Genomic DNA, 20,124 nt, shown 5'->3' on the forward strand with positions numbered 1-20,124 from the left:
TAGTAAATTGAATTAGGGGAGTAATTATGATTCTAAATAACTGATAATCATTGGTAAAAAAAAGTTGTTTAGGACGAAAGTGATGTTTTATTGTCCGAAACTATCTTTTAACTTATCTAAGCTTTTTTATTGGTTTAGGCCTCTTATATGGTTTGTAATCTATTGAGTAATTCTTCTTTTAAAGATTTACTTACGGGAATGGCTTTTTTAGCAATTACAATATGGCTAGTTGCTACTTCATCAATTTGAGAGAGATTTACTATAAATGAGCGATGCACTCTTATAAAGTGTTGTTGAGGTAGTTTTTCGTCTAGATCTTTTAGTGTTATTACCAATAAATACTCTTTTATTTTAGAGTAAATACGGCAGTAATTTCGTTCTGCTTCAATGTATAAAATATCCTTAATATTAACGCGTACCATTTTTTCAGAATGTCTTACAAAAATGCTGTCGCTTAAAATAAAAGGTGTAGTTTTTTCTACTAGAGGTTTATTTGTTTGTTTTTCGGTTTTAATTCTATTTACAGTTAATTCTATAGCACGTTCTAAATCTAATTTTTTAAACGGTTTAGAGATAAAGGCGTATGGGTTTGTAACTTTTGCTCTGTTAAAATGGGCTTCATCGGCATTAGCTGTTAAATAAATAATAGGAATATTAAATGTTTTTTGCATGATTTTAGCAGTTTCAATACCATCAATATTTCCTTTTAAATTAATATCTAAAAGTAAAATGTCTGGTTGATGCTGCTCTATATGCATTAAGGCTTCTTCGCCTCTAGTAACCAAGCCTGTTACCTCATAACCTAGCGTAGTAAGCTGTAATGATATGTTTGCAGCAATAATCATTTCATCTTCAACAATTAATATTTTAGTTTTTGCATCCATTAAGCCGCGTTATTTAATTTAAAATGAAAAAACACAGATGTACCATTTAACGAACTTTCTTTCATTTCTCCATTAAGTTGTTGGGTTAATAGTTTTATAAGCTGCGAACCAAAGCCAGTACCTCTTGGTTTTAATTGTTTTGTTTTGCCTACACCATTATCAATAACTTTTAAGGTTAATGTTGCTGGGTTTGGTTTTAATAAGCTTATGGATATATTGCCTTTTGTGTTTTTAGGAAATGCATATTTTAAGGCGTTTGTTAAAAGTTCGTTTACAATTAAACCTATGGGTACTGCTGTGTCTACATCTAATTCTAGGCTATCCATTGCATATTCAATTTTTACTTTATTATCAGCATTAAACGTGTCTAAAATACCTTCGCCTAGATTAAGGAAGTAATCTTTCATTTCTACACTTCCTAAATTTTTACCTTGATATAATTTTTGGTGAATAATGCCCATGGATTGAACTCGGTTTTGACTAGCAATCATTGCATCTTTCGTTGTAGAGTCTTCTAATTGTGCAGATTGTAATGCTATTAAGCTTTTAACAAGCTCTAAATTATTTTTTACACGATGATGTATTTCTTTAAGTAGCAATTCGTTTTGCTTATTTTTTGCAGCCAATAGTTTATTGGTTTTTGCACGTGCCAAATAACTTCTATAGCCAAAAAACAAAAAGGCTAATAGCAAACATGCTACTCCAATACTTAACCATTTTACAAGTTTTTGTTGGGCAAGTTGCGTTTTTTGAACCGCTATAGTGCTTTCTTTCTTCTCAGTTTCATATTGGGTTAATAAATTAGACATGGTTTTGTCGCTCTCTATTTTTGCAGTACTATCACGCATAACTCTGGCCTTTTTTTGGTACTCTAATGCCAATTGATAATTGCCTAATTTTTCATAAATAGTACTTACGTGCCCATAGTTTTCAGTAAGGTTAGCTAAATCGTTATTGTTTTCTTGATGCGTTATGGTTTGCAATTGATATTTTAGTGCTTCATTAAAATTGCCTTTTAAAAGGTTTACTTCGCCTAAATTGGCAACAACGGTTGTTGATGCATTTTTGTAATTTGTTTGTTTAGCTAATTCTAGTACTTTAGTGTAGTCTGATAATGCTTCATCATAACGCCCTAATCGTTTTAATGCATTGCCGCGATTATTCATAAAATCGCACATACTCATTGGGTTGAAACCTAGTTTTTTTGCTAGGTTTAATGCTTTATCAAAATAGATAAAGGCATCTTTAGGGTTGCTCATTGCAATTGTGGCATCACCTGCATTTGTGTAGCTGTAAACTAACTCGGTATTCAAATTGTTTTCTTTACAAAAAGCTATGTTTTTTAATGCATACTCTAAAGCCTCGTTGTATCGTTCTTGTCGGCATAAATCTTCAGAAATTCTAGTGTTAGCACCAGCAATTCCTGCTTTGTTATTTATAGATTCCATAAGTTTAAGCGCTTTTAAATCGCATTGCATAGCGCTTTCTATATTACCTCCTTTTTTGTAAACCCAACCTATTTTAAATAGGGTAGTGGCTTGTCCTTTTTTGTTATCTATATTTAGGTATTGATTGTAAGCTTTGTTAAAGTGGTAGGAGGCAGAGTCTAACTCTAGCAAGTTTGCATGAATTCTGCCTTTCATTTCATTAAAAACGGGTTGCCAAATTTTATTTTGGGTTTTATTAGCAAGATTTACAGCGATTTGGGCATGCAATTTTGCTTTTTTAAAATCTATATCTGAAGCTTTAGATACAATTGTATTTAAAAGTTCAAGCTTTTTTTCATCTTTTGTTTCTTTTGAAAGTAAAAGGTTAAGGCTGTCTATTGATGCGTTTTGAGAATAAGATAATTTAAAACAAAGCAATAAGCAATAAACTGCGGTTTTAAAACTAAAAACGGAATTAAAAATTGAATTTGGCATAAAGTCTTTTTTAATTATTTAAAAAGACTTAGGGATTACCTATAAAATTATATAAAATTTAGAGTATTAACAAATATTTTGAGTAAATGTATTTTGAAATAATAAAATGATTAGTTTTCGTTAATTTTTTTTGAAGCTTTTTCTGCTTTTATTAGTTTTTGTTGTTGCTTAATGGTAAGAGTACTTCCGTCATGGCTCCAGCCAGGTGCGGCAAAGGCATACATGAATTTATGATACCAGTTTTTAGATTTTTTCATATCGTTCCATATATCTTTATATTCATGAGTTAAGATAATTAATGGATTGTATGAGTTTGGCGCTTTTGTAACGCCGTATTTTATATCAATAGATTCATCTAATTCTTTCCATGTGCCAAACATTTTATCAAAAATATTTAAGAAGCCACCATGGTTTTTATCCATGTATTCTAAATTTTGAGCATGATGTACTTGATGCATGGTGTGGGTATTAAATATTTTTTCAATAATTCCCATTTTTGGAATAAATACCGAGTGTAATTGAAACTGCCATAAGGCTTCAATACCAAGACAAACAACAAGCATTTCTGGAGGGAAACCAATAGCAGGAATCCACATGTAAAAAAATGGTTTGTAAAAAATGGTAAACCATCCGTTTCTTACGGCGGTTCCTAAGTTAAAGTTTTCAGAAGAATGATGTACAATATGTGCTGCCCATAAAAACCTAACATTATGGTTTTGCCTATGAAACCAATAGTAGCTAAAATCGTCTGCTAATTGGCATAATAGCCATATATACCAAGCATACCCAAAAGATTCCCAGCCCATAATGTTTGTTCTAACACCATCTATAATTGGGTTAAATAGATTATAAATAAAATTAAACAATACTATGGCGGCAATTGTTTTTGTAAGGGGAGCTATAATGGTTGAACCGATGCCCATGGTAAGACTTGCGGCTAAGTCTTTCCATTCATACAAATCCTTTTTGTCTTTATGGTGTTTGCTATATGATAATTCTAGTAAAATGAAACCAAGAAAGCAAGGTACACCATAAACCAGAGGGTTTGTAAAATCCATTAAATATTGAGTTTTTTCAAAAATAGGAGGTTTTTATTATTAAACTAAACTATGTGGCATTTATTTCAAATAAAAAAGGCTTTAAAACAAACTTATGTTTTAAAGCCTTTTTTTAGTTTATATAAAAACAATTATTTAGCTAATGCAGTTTCCTTTTTTGATTTAAAGTCTACTTCTATTTGATTGTTTAAAATATCGTTAAACGTTTCTCTTTTTCTAATCAAATGCGCTTTATTATTATACCATAATACTTCGGCTGGTCTATATCTAGAGTTGTAATTACTAGCCATAGAGAAGCAATAGGCACCGGCGTTTTTAAAGCTTAAAATATCACCTTCATTAATTTCATTAATACGTCTGTTATTTCCAAAAGTATCGGTTTCGCAAATGTAGCCTACTACAGTATAAAAACGTTCTCTACCTTTAGGGTTTGATATGTTTACTATATCATGATGAGAACCATAAAACATAGGACGAATTAAGTGGTTAAAACCAGAATCTATTTGTGCAAAAACTGTCGATGTTGTTTGTTTTACAGCGTTTACTTGAGTTAAAAAACTACCCGATTCGCTTACTAAAAATTTGCCAGGCTCAAAAGCAAGAGTTAAATCTTTACCGTAAGATTTACAAAACTCGTTAAACCTTGCCGATAGTTTTTTACCTAATTCTTCAATATTGGTTTCAATATCTCCTTGCTTATAAGGTACTTTAAATCCAGAACCAAAATCTATGAAATCTAAATTTTTAAATTGTTTAGCGGTATCAAACAATATTTCGCTAGCGTATAAAAATACTTCAATATCTAAAATATCACTACCTGTATGCATGTGAATTCCGTTTATTGTCATTTTAGTATTTTCAACAATACGTAATATATGTGGTATTTGATGGATTGAAATTCCGAATTTAGAATCTATATGCCCAACAGAAATGTTTGCATTTCCGCCAGCCATAACATGAGGGTTAATACGAATACAAACAGGTGTTTTAGGGTGTTTTGTACCAAACTGTTCTAAAATAGAAAGATTATCAATATTTATTTTTACACCTAGTTTTGCAGCTTGTTCAATCTCGTCTAAAGATACCCCGTTTGGAGTATATATAATTTGATCTGGCGAAAAACCAGCAGCTAAACCTAGTTTAACTTCTTGTATAGATACTGTATCGATACCAGAACCTAACGATTTTAAAAATTTTAATATTGAAATGTTAGATAAAGCTTTTACAGCATAATTTATCTTTAACTTTTTTACACCTTTAAAAGCTGTAGTAAGTCTTTTATATTGGTGTTCAATTTTCTCAGCATCATAAACATATACTGGACTTCCAAAATCTTGTGCAATTTTAAGCAACTGATTATCTAACATAGTTATTTAAATTTTTTTCAAAGATATTTCTTTGCCTCAAAAAAAAAATAAAAAAATAAAAAATATATCAAATTAAACATTTTGTTAATTATTTAACAAGTGCTGAGTAGTAAATTAATTTATATAAGTTTTAATAAATAAATATTAGGGTAAGTAAACGCTATTATTTACATTTGTGAATCTTAAAACAGAAGCAATATTATGAATTTACACGAATACCAAGGTAAAGAAATATTAAGCAGTTTTGGCGTACGTATCCAAAGAGGTATTGTTGCTCAAAATGCAAACGAAGCAGTAGCAGCTGCAAAGCAATTAACTAGCGAAACAGGAACAAGCTGGCATGTTATAAAAGCACAAGTGCATGCAGGAGGTCGAGGAAAAGGCGGAGGCGTTAAGCTTGCTAAAAATTTACAAGAAGTAGAAGAAATTGCAGGGCAAATAATAGGTATGGATTTAGTAACGCCGCAAACTTCTGCCGAAGGTAAGCGTGTACACCAAGTTTTAGTTGCCGAAGATGTATATTACCCAGGAGAAAGTGAAACAAGTGAGTTTTATGTATCCGTTTTATTAAATAGAGGTACAGGTCGTAACATGATAATGTATTCTACTGAAGGAGGTATGGATATTGAAACTGTTGCAGAAGAAACCCCACATTTAATATTTACAGAAGAGGTTGATCCTGCGGTTGGTTTAATGCCATTTCAAGCAAGACGTGTTGCTTTTAACTTAGGTTTATCTGGCGTAGCATTTAAAGAAATGACAAAATTTGTTACTAACCTTTATACAGCTTACGTAAAATCTGATTCGTCTTTATTTGAAATTAATCCCGTTTTAAAAACAAGCGATAATAAAATAATGGCTGTTGATGCTAAAGTAACTATTGATGATAATGCATTATACAGGCATAAAAATTATATTGATTTACGCGATGTACGTGAAGAAAGCGCTATTGAAGTTGAAGCCGGAGAGCTTGGTTTAAATTACGTTGATCTTGATGGTAATGTTGGATGTATGGTAAATGGAGCTGGTTTAGCTATGGCAACCATGGATTTAATTAAACAAGCAGGAGGTGAGCCAGCTAACTTTTTAGATGTTGGAGGTACTGCCGATGCTGCACGTGTTGAAGCTGCATTTAAAATTATATTAAAAGACCCAGCTGTAAAAGCTATTCTTATAAACATATTTGGAGGTATTGTACGTTGCGATCGTGTTGCCCAAGGTGTTATTGATGCTTATAAAAACATGGGTAATATTGAAGTGCCAATTATTGTACGTTTACAAGGTACAAATGCAGATATAGCAAAAGAACTAATTGATAACTCAGGACTAGATGTAATGAGTGCAACAGAGTTTCAAGAAGCAGCAGATAAAGTACAACAAGTATTATCTTAAATTAAAGTATAAATACTAAGTTTAGTATTTTAATTTTATAAAAAAGAGCAACATTTATTTGTTGCTCTTTTTTTGTGGTAATTTTTCAATCTTTTTAGGCATTGGGCCTCTAAGATGAATAACCAAACCATTTAAAAAATTCCTCAGAATTTGATCGCCACACTCCATGTATTTTGGGTGGTCTTCTCTTCTAAAAAAAGCACCAAGCTCGCTTTTAGAAATTCTAAAATCTACAAGGGCCAATATTTTTACAATATCATCATCCCGTAGTTTTAAAGCTACTCTTAGCTTTTTTAATATATCATTATTTGTCATAGCTTTTATTTAATGGCTTTTAGCATGTGCATTTCATCGATTTTAATCCTTAACATTATCGTAACTAACGTTTAACAATCTTGTGCAAAGATACCTTAAAAGTTGAAATTTGAAATTTAAAACATGAAATAGATTTTTTGACGTAAGCAGTTGATTTTTAGGTTTTTGTGTTGATTGTTTTTGTTTGGGTTAATAATTTTAAAAAAGATGAAAAGTAAATTTGTTAGTTGAAAAAAAATAATTCTTGACGAAGTAATTGAATTTAACGACTAAATACCTACTGTTTTTCGATAAGATACATTATATCTACGATTATTTATAGCCTCTTCTGTGTAACTTTATATAGTAATTAATTTATCCCTAAAGAAAACCCTTAAAAATGGTAAATAGAGTAGAAAAATTGAGCCTTTTATCAGAAATGATAGCTTTTGCTAAACACGATAAAGACATTAAAAGATTAGAATATAATTTTTTATTAGGTGTGGCAAAACAGTTAGATATTTCTAGAGAAGATTTTGAGTATTTATTGGAAAATCCAGTAACATATACACACTTAAAATCTCATAGCGAACGCATAGTTCAGTTTCATAGGCTTGTTTTATTAATGAATATTGAACAAGAAAACAACTATGATAATAACTCTACTGGAGTTATAAAGTTATACAACTTTGGTTTAAGAATGGGGCTTAGCCACGAATCTATTACTAAAGTTTTGTATTTAATGGAAAGCTTTCCTAATAAAATAGTACCTCCAGATGTGTTGATAGATATTTTTAAAACACAATATAACTAAGACCTACTTTTTTTAGATTTACTCTAAAAGAACAAATATAATAGTGTTGATTATAATTTACTCAAGTAAATTAATGAAAAGCTAGAAGTGTTTATACTTTTAGCTTTTCTAATTTAGTTTGGTAGTTTTTAATTTCATCTCGTAGTTTTGCTGCTACAATAAAGTCTAGTGCTTTTGCAGCTTCTTCCATAAGCTTTCGTTTTTCTCTAATTTTCTTTTCAAGTTCGGGTTTGCTTAAATATTCGCTTTCTGGCTCGGCTGCTTTTAAGGCTTCAAGTTCGTAACTATATGTACTTACAGAGTTTTTAGAAAGTACGTTGTCTAAACTTTTATTTAAAGCTTTAGGTGTAAGGTTGTGTTTTGTATTGTAAGCTATTTGTTTTTCGCGTCTATATTCGGTTTCGTCAATGGTTTTTTGCATGCTTTTTGTAATCTTATCGGCATACATTATAGCTTTACCATTTAGGTTTCTGGCAGCTCTACCAACTGTTTGTGTTAAAGAACGAGCAGAACGTAAAAAACCTTCTTTGTCGGCATCTAAAATAGCAACTAACGATACTTCTGGTAAATCTAAACCTTCGCGTAGTAAGTTTACACCAACAAGTACATCAAATAAACCTTTACGCAAATCTTGCATAATTTCTACACGCTCTAAAGTATCTACATCGCTATGTATGTAGCGGCACCTTATTTGTATTCTGTCTAAATATTTGGTTAATTCTTCTGCCATACGTTTAGTAAGTGTAGTTACTAAAGTACGTTCGTCTTTTTCAACGCGTAGTTGTATTTCTTCTATTAAATCATCAATTTGATTTAAGCTGGGACGTACTTCAATAATGGGGTCTAATAACCCAGTAGGACGAATAACTTGTTCTACATACACACCATCGGTTTTTTGTAACTCGTAATCTGCTGGTGTAGCACTTACGTATATAACTTGGTTTTGAAGCATTTCAAACTCTTCAAATTTTAATGGTCTGTTGTCCATGGCTGCAGGTAATCTAAAACCATATTCTACTAGGTTTTCTTTTCTGCTTCTATCTCCACCATACATGGCATGTACTTGAGAGATAGTAACATGGCTTTCATCTACAACCATTAAAAAATCGTCTGGAAAGTAATCTAATAAACAAAAGGGACGTGTACCAGGTAATCGGCCATCTAAATAACGAGAATAGTTTTCAATGCCCGAGCAATAACCAAGTTCACGAATCATTTCTAAGTCAAACTCCGTTCGTTCTTTTAGGCGTTTTGCTTCTAGGTGTTTTCCAATATCTTTAAAATAGTCGTGTTGCTTTACTAAATCGTCTTGAATGTCTTTTATAGCGTTTTGTAAAACATCTGGCGACGTTACAAACATGTTTGCAGGATATATGTTTAGCCTATCATATTTTTCTACAACTTCATTGGTTTGTATGTTAAAAGATTCAATGTCTTCTATTTCATCTCCAAAAAAGTGAATTCTAAAAGCATCATCAGCATAACTAGGAAACACGTCTACAGTATCTCCTTTTATTCTAAAATTACCGTGTTTAAAATCTAATTCGGTTCTAGAGTATAAACTTTGCACGAGTTGGTGTAATAGTTTTGTTCTTGAAATTACTTGATCTCTCTCTAAGGTAATTACGTTTTTTTGAAACTCAATTGGGTTTCCAATACCATATAAACAAGATACAGAGGCAACAACTAAAACATCTCGTCTACCAGAAAGCAGAGATGATGTTGTGCTTAATCTCATTTTTTCAATTTCTTCGTTTATAGATAAATCTTTTTCTATATAAACTCCAGATACGGGAATATAAGCTTCTGGTTGATAATAATCGTAATACGAAACAAAATACTCAACAGCATTATTTGGAAAAAACTGTTTAAACTCAGAATACAGTTGTGCGGCTAATGTTTTATTATGTGCTAAAACTAATGTTGGACGTTGCACTTCTTTAATAACATTGGCAACGGTAAATGTTTTTCCAGAGCCTGTTACGCCAAGTAGTGTTTGGTACTTTTCATTTGAGTTAATGCCATTAACAAGTTGTTTTATAGCTTCTGGCTGATCTCCTGTTGGTTTAAATTCCGATTCAATTTTAAACTGCATATTCCTAAAAAAACCTAAAGTAATTATTAAATGTCTAAATTACTTAAAGTTGATGGAATTTGAAATTTAACTAATATAAATTTAGGCTTTAACGTTTTAAAGTAAAGTGCCCAGAAAATGTTCTGCCATCTTCTAAAAAAACTTTAAACCAATAATCGTCGTTTAATAAAATGTTTCCGTTAAAAGTACCATCCCAGCCAGCATCTTGCACTAATAATTGTTTTATTAATTTTCCGTAGCGATCAAAAATTAAAACGGTACTGTTTGGTTGAATACGGTTGTCTATACCTTGAATTTTCCAAACATCATTAATACCATCACCATTAGGTGTAAAATATTTTGGATAGCCAATAACAGAGATGTTTAGTGTTGAAACTCCGCAAATATTATCTTTAACATGAATGGTGTAAAAACCAGGTTTTATATTATTAAAAAAAGGTTCTGTTTGATAATTTATAAGGGTAGAGCCTTCTTCTTGTAAAGCGTATTCATAATTACCCATGCCCAAATTAGTTGGGTTAATGGTTACAGAGTTATTTTCAGAAAGGTCAATTATGCTTACATCGTTATGGGTTATAGTTGCTTTTTCTGATGCATCAACAAATATAGTTTGAGTTTTAGAGCAATTACTACCATCGGTTTTTGTAAGCGTAATGCTGTAGGTTCCTGGAATAGAAACTGATATGTTGCGGTTGTTCGATACAAATTGATTAACGGTTGTGCCATCTATGCTTGTCCATAGCCACTCGTAATTAAAAATTTCTGTAGGGTTTGCTTCAAAAGGTTCTAGGTTAATTGAAAATGTAGGATCGGACGAGCAAACAAGCCTTGGTGTATCTACAGTAAATTCTGGTAAAGGATTTACGGTTAGGTTTATAGTGGTATTAGCTACACACTCTAAATTGTTTGGGTTTACAACTTTTACATTAATAGTTTGATTTCTAGAATTTAAAGGGTTTGGTAAGCTTGGTTGATTGAGCAATAAGTTTCCGTTTTCATCGCTATAATCATAATAAATTTCCATGCCAATTTGTGAGCCTAAAATGGTACTTGTGTAGGTTGAGGTATTAAATGGGTATAAGCCATCATTATCAACGTCGCTAGAACTTCCGTCGCATACTATCTGGTCCGGAATAGAGTTTGCAAATGGTTGTTTGTTTACTGTAAAGGTGACGTTAGTTTCATCGTAACATGGCCCGTCTGGTGCTGTAGTTGTATTGTTTGTAACACGAATGGTTATAGTTTGTGTTGCTGTTATAAATGGGTTTGGTAAAGGGCTTGGTAAGGTATCGCCGTTTTCGTCAAAATATGAAACTGTAAAATTGGCTGGGTTTTGGGTGCCTAATACATCGGTTTCTATTTGCGAGGTATTAAATGGGTATTCGCCATCTTCATCATCATCACATTGATTATTTATTGTAACAGTATTTGCTACAGGTAAGGGTTCTACATTTAATAAGATATGTGCTCCTAAGCCTAAGCAATCATTAGAGATGGCACTATCTATTCTAACATAAATATATTGCGAATCAGGATAGCCTATATTTCTATAATTTGAAGGGTCTGTAATTTCATTAATTTCGGCTAAAGCATCAGTTTCATTTCTGTAATAACGCGGTGGTAAAATGGTTTGTCCAGGAGGAATAAAGCTAGTTATAGTTGCAGAAACACTACTAAAGTTGAAGCTAGCAATACCATCTCTGTTGTTATTGTTAGAATTGTCGTTACCATTTATATCAAGAAAATCGTCGCATTGATTAAAGTTTACAATAAAAGATGACGGGACTACGGTTGTAGAGACATTAAGTTGTATTTGCGCCACAGAAGCACAACCTAAAGCAGATTCTATTCTAGCCCAAACAGTATCTGAACTTATTGTTCTGTTTTCGAATGTTGTTGGATTGTTAATGTAATTTGAACTTGCAGTATCTCCAGATATAGCTGCTGCTTCTGTTAAAAAATATGTAAATATTTCGTTTGTAGCGTTTGTAGATATTTTATTATTAGCCTCGGTTAAATTGAAAGGGCTAAAACCTAAAGTGGCTAAATCATCATCGTCGCATTGTATTAAAACAACGGGAGAATTTACAATTGGTAATGGGTTTACAGTTAATTCAATTTCATTAGAATATAAACCGCAACTATTCCCATTTCTGTCTATCTTAACTCTATATTTATAGGTGTTAAAAGATAATGGCGTGTTTAAAATACTTAAGCTTGTTGATTGTGAGTTATTATAATTAATGTTATCTGTTATTGTATTCCAATTAACACCGTCTGTATTTACTTCCCATTGGTAGGTCTCGGCTTCGGTTGATGCCATAGTAATTAGCGTATTTGATGCTTGACATACTATGGTGTTTGTTGGTTGAGTTGTAATAGTTAAAGGTGCAGAAATAAGATAATTGGTGTTTGGTATTGTATATCCATCGGTGGCATTGTTAACCATTCCTAATGCATTTGTAGTCGCTAATGTGTTGCCTAAAATGGCATCGTTATTTGCATCATAAAAACCAGCTTCAATAACATCGTTACAACCATCATTATCGCTATCGGAATCTAAATATGAAAATATAGTATCATTATCTAAATCGTTTAGTGTATAACCTATTTCATTACTATCTGGTGTGGTTTCTGCATTATCTGCCCATCCATTAGTGCCATAAGTTGGGCCGTCTTCAATGCCATTTAAATCGGTGTCCGACAAGGTGCCTAATTGGCCAGTTTCTATTAAATCGAAAATACCATCGTTATCACTATCTAAATCGTAAAAGTCTAAAACGCCATCATTATCGGTATCGATAGGTGTGTGTGCTTCGTTAAATACATCATCTAAACCATTTAAATCGGTATCGGTAAAAGATAAAGCAATTAATTGCCCTTGGTTTTCTATGTGGTCTGGAATACCATCATTATCACTATCTAAATCAAAAGCATCTTTTATGCCATCTATATCATTATCATTTTTAAAACAGGTAAGCGATAAGATGCCTGAAAAAATAGAATTTGAAGCATTGTTTTCTAAATAATGAACAAATGTAAAGCCTTCAACTTGATTGGCTAAAAATTCATAAGGTGTTGTGCCAGTTGGAGTAGGGTTGAATTTAAAATGTATTTCTGAACCTGAAATTTGTGTAACTCCAGTTTCAAAAACACCATCAAAATTAGAATCTATTAAAAGCCTATCGTCAGGGTCTAATAGTGTAATGTTTTTGTTTACTGGTAAAATTTTAGCCACAAAAAATTCATTATTAATAGTTGTGTGTGTTACCGCAATATCTTCTGAAAACTTAACATTTACAGGTTCAGAGAATGTTAAAGCGTAAGTGTTGTCTCCGTTTGTGGTTGCAGGAATATTACTAGTTATGTTTCCTGTATTTGATAGGGTAATAGAACTAGTTCCGGCACTTACACGATTTATAGTGATATTATCTGTTGCTATGGATGTATCTGTGGTTCCGTCTTGAAACCTTAGTATTGGCGGTCTTGTGTTTGATAAATCTAGGGTTACATTGCCTTTAGATTCTGTACAGTTTAATATACCGTCATTATCATTATCAATATCAATATTATCAATTATACCATCATTATCTCTATCGTCTGGGCAAACGCTAATGGGTATTTCAATAGATTCTAACTCTTCGCCTGTACAAGTAATTATACCTATTAATTTGTATTTTCCAGGTAATGTTGGTGTAATGGTTGAGGTGGTAATCATTAAGTCAATAAAACCTGTGCCAGAGCCATCATCGAACAACCATTTAAAACTATCGAAACTTTGCGTGTTTGCAGCTTCGAGAGTTATGTTTGGTATACAGTTTCCTAGGGTAGCAAATTGCGCATCAAAATTTATTTCGGGTGCCGAGGGAAATCCAGAATAGAAACTTCCTGAGGTTGCAGAGCCGTTGTAATTAAAATAAGCGCAATACAGTTCATCATCACTTTGTACAGCAATATTGCCATTTAGTCCTTTTACTTTATAAGTAATATAATCTGGTTTTCCATCAACAGGGTTTGGTGCTACTCCAATGGGTGCGCCATTAATTGTTATGGTTGCTCCAACTTTGGTTACAACTGTTATACCGCCAGAATAATTGGTGCTACCAATGTTATTTATGTTAGCTATATTGTCTAAATTTCCACGTGTTTCGCAGCTTAATGGTGGTACAAAAAATAAACCTTGATTGGCTTCATTAGGTGTGCCACTATTTCCTAAACCTCCAACACCTTGGTAAGCAAAAACAGGTTGTGAAGTTTCTACATACATATTTCCGTTTGCATTATATTGGTGTCCTTCAATGACATAATATTCACCTGCGTTTATGGTGGTAACAGATGCATTTCCGTTAATACTTATTGTTGTGTTATCGGTATGCGCTACAATTAAAATGTTTTCCCAAGCATTATCGCCATCGCCTTTTACAAAAATATATTCTGTTCCTATTTTGGTTACATCTACAATCTGGTCTATCCCGTAATCTCGCCCATTACCTGTGCCAAAACTACCATTGGTAGAGCCACAATTTACTACAATGGGTTTGTTTGCTTCTATTAAGCATCCTATTAAACCATCTTGGTTAACCGTTGCTTCATTGCAATTTGTTGCTATAGTATAGCTTTCGCCTTCGTTTAAGGTTGCATTTATTGGTGTTGTTCCTGTATAATTTTTTATGATTAATCCGGCCGGTAAATTACTAAAGTTAATTTGTGTATTATCTTCAGTAGCCATTACCGATACAAAATTTAAGTAATTGTCTTGTGGGTTGCCGTTAGTATAACTTCCTACTCTAAAAGTATGGCCAAGAGCAGAAAGCCCTTTACTAACTAAGGCGCCAGCTTGTGCGCCACCTCCAGCATTCATTCTTACAGAAACATAAATGGGAGCTTCGGCTTCGATTATAAAACCTCTGTCGTTAACAATTTTGCTGGTTTCTGTTGATGGGATAAATAATTGGCCATTACCAGATCCAATAGCAATTTGCTCTGGCGTAGTATTAGATACTGTACCTGTAATATAACTTGTAGCTGGTAAGCCAACGGGTATAATGGTATAAGATATATTGGTTTTACTTGGGGTTGATAAGTATATGTATTGGTCTTCTGCATTAGCATTTCCAAGTGCAGAGCTGGTTAATGGCGGGATATAATGTTTTTTACTTAATTGCGAATAGCCTTTAAAACTAAATGCTATAATTAAAATATATAAAACTAGTTTTAGGGGTTGTTTTTTAGCTATTACACCAAACATAGGGATAAATATAATTTAAAGTCGAAATACTAAAATATGTTATTTTAATAATATTTGACTTAAATAATCCCTAAAGGTTTAAATTATAAGTTAAAATACTAAAAAATATATTTTTTATAAGTGTGTTTACCTTTTTAAAGCAAAATGTCCTCTAATATTGAATGATTCGCCATTTTGAATAATATCAGCAGAAAACCAATAATCATCAGAGGGCATGTTTTGGCCGTTATATGTACCATCCCAGCCAGTAGAATTATAAGGGAGCATTTTTATTAGTTTACCATGTCTAGTGTATATGTAAACTACCGTGCCTGGTAATTGGTCTGCTCCAATTATATGCCAAGTATCATAAACATTATCGTTATTAGGTGTTACAAATTTTGGAATGTCAAAAACAAAAACTTCTTTTGATACATCCATACAACCATTTAAATCTCTAACAGTAACAATGTGTTCGCCAAAAGCCACGTTATTAAATATATTAGAGTTTTGAGGTTCTCCGCCATCTAAAATAAAAACATAATCTCCAATTCTTGAATTATCAATTTCTACAGTAATGCTATTAGGGTCGGCAAAATGAACCGTTGGAGTTACTATTATTTCTGCTTCATCAGAAGGAATAACAACAAAATTGTGCGTATAAGAACAATCGTTTCCTATAACATTGGGTCTAGTAACGGTTACAAAGTAGTTTCCTGCATTTGCGGGGCTAATTGTTATTTGGTTAGTGGTTTCGCCTGTAGACCATAAATAGGTGTCTCCTGCAATTCCAGTATCTGCTATAACGGTTACTGGTAAATCGTTACAAAGTGGTACAATTTCGTTTATTGGAACTATAGGTAAAGGATTAATTCTTAAATTAAATTGGGTAACACTAAAACATCCTGTATTGTTATTTTCGAGTCTTGCAAAAATGGTTTCGCCATTGGTTGATGTATAGATGTTTGGTAACGCATTGGTTTTTGTTTCGGCATTATCTATAACATCATAAAAAGTAATGTTGAAATTTGAAGGGTTTAAACTTCCTAATATAATGTTGTTATTGGCTGTTAGGTTGAAATTTAGCATACCATCATAATCATCATCACAATCAACTAAATCTGGTGGTGTGTTTGCTATGGGGTTTTCATTTATTTGTAAGTTAAAAGATGTTATTATAGCGCAACCAGATGTAATATCTGAAACTCTAATAAAAATTTCGTGGTTGCTAGATGTATAATTAAATGTATTACTTAAAGGAGACACGTTATTTTCTGCATCATTTTGGTTGTTGTGATACGAAATATTGACTGCCGAAGTATCATCAACAACCATGGTGTTTACTTGAGATAAATCATAGGTGTCTGTGTCGTTATCGCAAATAGAAATTGTGCCAATAGTATGTATTGAAGGTGGTAAGTTAACAAAAAGGTTTACAGGTATTATGCTAAAGCAACTTGTTAGGTTGTTTGCTACTTTTATGTAAATTGTTTTGGCGGTAGAGTTGAAACTTGACGGATTAGTAATTTCGTTACTATTGTCCAGCCCGTCGTTATGATTTATGTCTGATAATTCGTTAAAATAATTTAACGATAAATTGCTTTTTACACGATCTAATACCTCAAAGTCGGCAGTTTGTGTGTCTATATTATAATAGGTTAAATCGAAAATTGCAATACCATCAGAAGCTGCTGCGCATTGGGTTAAAGAAGGCGAACCAACATGTACATCTGGGGCAGCAACAATGTTTATACCTAGTTCTTCTACAACATAGCAAAACGAAGCACTGCTTTCTATTCTAACATATATACTTTGTGGGTTACTAACATTGGTATATGTGTCTGGTAAAGGGCTATCGTTTTCTTCGGCTTGTTGAGGTGTTAAATGAAATGTGATGTTTAAAACATCTGGCGATGTAGCTTGAATTTCATTAGCTTTTTCAACTAGATTAAATTCGTTTATACCATCGTTACTAGAATCATCACAAACTAAAAAATCTACTATAGGATCGTAAATAGGGTCTGGGGCAACTTGAATTTCAATAGAACTAGTGCTGTAACATGTAGCATCTGTAATGTTTTCGACTCTAACATATATTGTTTTTGAGTCTGAGTTATATGCAGAAGTTTTATCTATAGCGTTTGATAAGTTACCATTTAGGGCATCAATTTCGTTTTCAAAATAATATACTTCTTTACCAGTTTGGCCGTTAAGTACAGCATCATCGGTTTCAATGAGTATAAAATCGGCAAAATTATCGCCATCATCTTCGCAAACTTGAAACAGAATGTCTGTTGGTATTATTGGTAATGTATTTATTATTGCTTCAAATGAAACTATAGAGTAGCAACCAGTACCACTAACAGCATCTTCAACTCTAATGTATATGGTTTGGGTGTTAGAATTGTATGTGCTTCTTTCTGAAACCGGTATGGCATTTGCAAGGACATTGTTATCGGCATCATCAAATGAAGTGAATACATCTATGGTTAAACCTGTTCTGCTTGTTACGGCTTCATCAATTTTATCTTCAAGATTTATTATAGAAAAACCGTCTTGGTCGTTATCACAAATAACTTCGTTTGAAGGATTTGTGCTTGAAGGCGCAACTAAAACTTCAATTTGAAATGGATTTACAGTAGAGCATCCTGAATTTATACTTTCTATACGAGCATATAAAGTTTCAATTGGATTTGTATTATTATAAAAAGGTGGAAGTTGGTTTGCGGTGTTATTATTTTGTGCATCTGCATCATTATCAAAATAAGTAACAGTAAAATGAGGGTTTCCTCCTGTTATTGTTTCGTCTAACGATGCTAATTCTATACTGGCTATACCATCATCATTATCATCGCAATATGGAATTACAACATTACCAAATAATAGAATAGGGTTAACTAGTAATGTAATTTCTGTACTTTCTATACAGCCTCCGTCTTCTATTGTGATGTATAAGGTTTGCGGGCTTACAGCGGCATAAGGCAAGGTTTTGTCTAGGGCATTAACACCATTGTCTCTATCGGTTTCATCTTCGTAAAAGGTTACTGTTATATTATTTGGTAAATCGTTAGCGATAAAGGTTTCAATTGTATTCAAATCAAAATCTAGCGTGTCTGTACTATCATCATTGTTGTCACAAAGCGCAAAGTCGCCAGTATCTGTTCCTGTTAAAAGTAAGTTGGTATGAATTTCAAAAGGAACAATGGTTGCACAGCCAGTTGTATCATCTTCAATTCTTAAATATATGGTTGCAGAACCAGGTTCTATAATAGCGTTTGTGTATTGGTAATTTGTTTCGTCTGCAATAGCATTAATATTCATTTGGGCATCATCAAAAGTGGTATGAAATGTTGTGGAAACTCCTGTTAATCCGTTTAAAATGCTACTAATAACTTCAGTCAAATCAAAAGTAGCTTCGCCATCTAAATCTCTATCGCAAGCATCAAGATATTGGGTGTCTCGGTTTACTGTTGGGCTAACAGTTACTTCAACATTTAACTCGGTGGTTGTAATGCATCCTGTTGTAGTATCTATTACTCTTACATATACCAATTCATTTGGTGTATTGGTGTTTATATATGGAGTTGGTATTGGGTTGTTGCCAGTACTAGCGTCTAGTGGGTTATAATGGTAGGATACAACCAAATTGGTTTGTCCAGATGTAATTTCGTTGTCCTTTTCGGTTAAATCTATAACAGCATACCCATCTGGAGAATCATCGCCATCGCATACTTGTAGTGGTGTAGGATCTACTATGCTAGGAAGCGGGTTAACAATTAAGTTAAAAGTCGTGTAAGAAAAGCAATTACTATCAGAATCTTGTACTCTAACAAAAATGGGTTGCGGATTTAATGTATTTGGTATAGGTGTAGTTATTGGGTTAATGTTTAACCTTGCTTCGTTATCTGAGTAATGGTAACTAAATATGTAGTTGGTAAATGGCGCATTTGCAATAACTTCGGAGTCTTTTGTTGATAGATTGAATATTTCGGTTCCATCGCCACTAGAATCGTCGCATAATTGGTAATCGGTTATTGGAGGCATAGGTTCTTCTGTGTTAAGAACCACTTCAATTTCATCTTCTTCAACACAGGTGGTGCCATTTACAGGAACTGAAGCTTCAACACGATATGTACCATCTTGTACTGCAGTATAGGTAGGGCCAACCGCGCCAGTTATTAAAACGTTATTTAAGTACCAAGCATAAGAGATAAGTGGGTTTTGTAAATCTGCATCTAATGTTGCAGAACTTGCACAGGTGGTTATATCTTCTCCTAAATCTAGAACTCTAAAGCTATCGCCTTCAATAAATACAGCCGAATCATAGGTGCCATCTGTTTGGTCGGCAATTATTAATTTTATATGATATGTAACATTTGGTTGTATGGTTCCAGATGCTGTTAAAACCGTAGTTCTTCCGTTGTAATTGGTGTCGCCTAAATTATAACCTTGAAAGTATTCGTCGTTTTCGGCAGGGCAAACACCAAAAATTTCGTCGTGTATGGTATTTGTATTTACTGGAATTGTTGTGCCTGGTATTATAGCTATGTTTTGGTATGGGTCTGTTGTGCCAGCTTCTCTGATAAGAAAAACGAAACCATCTGAAAACTGACAAGGGTTAATACCCGAATATTCTTCTGATGCTAATAGGTAATTAAATTGAAATTGATTTGAAATCGATACAAAATCGAATTCTATTGAGGTAGCGTTAACGGTATTTGTAATGCCTAAAGCGGTTTCTAAATCTGGGTCTGTTCCCCATGTTGTAGAGCCTTCGCTTAAGGTTGGAGTTCTTACTGAGTTTCCTCCAGATGCAGCTCCTCCAGTAGATAACATAATCCCGTTTTGAAAAGGGAAATTAGAGCTAGCTCTTTCAAAATAAGCATAACTTGAAAAACCACTTGAAGCCCCGTTTACTGATGAGCTTATGTTAGTAATATCGACACAGCCATTTACTAAATTGTTTTCTATAAGGGGTTGTAAACCTACAGTATCGTCAATCGATATTTGTTGAGAAAACACAAAATTAATATTGAAAAAAATTATAAGTAATATGAAGTAAATACATCTC

Annotated in this window: 10 protein-coding genes; 2 read left to right on the forward strand and 8 right to left on the reverse strand. The window is 32.9% G+C overall.

Annotated elements, in window-relative coordinates; all coding sequences use genetic code 11:
* Positions 1-143: 143 nt before the first annotated feature.
* From ACNG5D_RS05185 to lysA, 4 genes are all read right to left on the reverse strand, one after another.
* The gene (locus tag ACNG5D_RS05185; protein ID WP_418182430.1) at positions 144-884 is read right to left on the reverse strand and encodes a LytR/AlgR family response regulator transcription factor; all 741 of its coding nucleotides are present in this window, start codon (positions 882-884) and stop codon (positions 144-146) included.
* Entirely contained in the window at positions 884-2,806 is a 1,923-nt protein-coding gene (locus tag ACNG5D_RS05190) for a tetratricopeptide repeat-containing sensor histidine kinase (RefSeq protein WP_418182431.1), read from the reverse strand. Before ACNG5D_RS05190 ends, ACNG5D_RS05185 begins: the two co-directional genes overlap by 1 nt.
* A 110-nt stretch (positions 2,807-2,916) precedes the next feature.
* Positions 2,917-3,864: a sterol desaturase family protein gene (locus tag ACNG5D_RS05195; protein WP_418182432.1), complete on the reverse strand. Its 948-nt coding sequence runs from the start codon at positions 3,862-3,864 to the stop codon at positions 2,917-2,919.
* 131 nt (positions 3,865-3,995) lie between these two features.
* Positions 3,996-5,231: a diaminopimelate decarboxylase gene (gene lysA, locus ACNG5D_RS05200; RefSeq protein ID WP_418182433.1), complete on the reverse strand. Its 1,236-nt coding sequence runs from the start codon at positions 5,229-5,231 to the stop codon at positions 3,996-3,998.
* Positions 5,232-5,432: 201 nt separating this feature from the next.
* On the opposite strand from lysA, the gene sucC reads away from it, so the two are divergent.
* Positions 5,433-6,623, forward strand: a complete 1,191-nt coding sequence (gene sucC, locus ACNG5D_RS05205; protein WP_418182434.1) for an ADP-forming succinate--CoA ligase subunit beta — start codon at positions 5,433-5,435, stop codon at positions 6,621-6,623.
* A 54-nt stretch (positions 6,624-6,677) separates the two neighbouring features.
* On the opposite strand, the gene ACNG5D_RS05210 is transcribed toward sucC, so the two are convergent.
* Entirely contained in the window at positions 6,678-6,938 is a 261-nt protein-coding gene (locus ACNG5D_RS05210; protein WP_418182435.1) for a DUF1456 family protein, read from the reverse strand.
* A 379-nt stretch (positions 6,939-7,317) separates the two neighbouring features.
* Here ACNG5D_RS05210 and ACNG5D_RS05215 point away from each other — a divergent pair, with 379 nt between their 5' ends.
* Positions 7,318-7,731: a TerB family tellurite resistance protein gene (locus tag ACNG5D_RS05215; RefSeq protein WP_418182436.1), complete on the forward strand. Its 414-nt coding sequence runs from the start codon at positions 7,318-7,320 to the stop codon at positions 7,729-7,731.
* A gap of 91 nt (positions 7,732-7,822) precedes the next feature.
* Here ACNG5D_RS05215 and uvrB read toward each other — a convergent pair whose 3' ends face one another.
* The 3 genes from uvrB to ACNG5D_RS05230 form a co-directional block, all read right to left on the reverse strand.
* Entirely contained in the window at positions 7,823-9,826 is a 2,004-nt protein-coding gene (uvrB, locus tag ACNG5D_RS05220; RefSeq protein ID WP_418182437.1) for an excinuclease ABC subunit UvrB, read from the reverse strand.
* An 88-nt stretch (positions 9,827-9,914) separates the two neighbouring features.
* Positions 9,915-15,074, reverse strand: coding sequence for a T9SS type B sorting domain-containing protein (locus ACNG5D_RS05225; protein ID WP_418182438.1), 5,160 nt, complete (start codon positions 15,072-15,074; stop codon positions 9,915-9,917).
* Positions 15,075-15,200: 126 nt separating this feature from the next.
* A complete protein-coding gene (locus ACNG5D_RS05230) occupies positions 15,201-20,075 on the reverse strand; it encodes a choice-of-anchor L domain-containing protein (protein ID WP_418182439.1) in 4,875 nt (1,624 codons plus the stop codon).
* Positions 20,076-20,124: the final 49 nt, after the last annotated feature.

The sequence above is a fragment of the Algibacter ulvanivorans genome, assembly GCF_048381495.1.
In the GTDB taxonomy this organism is placed as follows: Bacteria; Bacteroidota; Bacteroidia; order Flavobacteriales; family Flavobacteriaceae; genus Algibacter_B; species Algibacter_B ulvanivorans.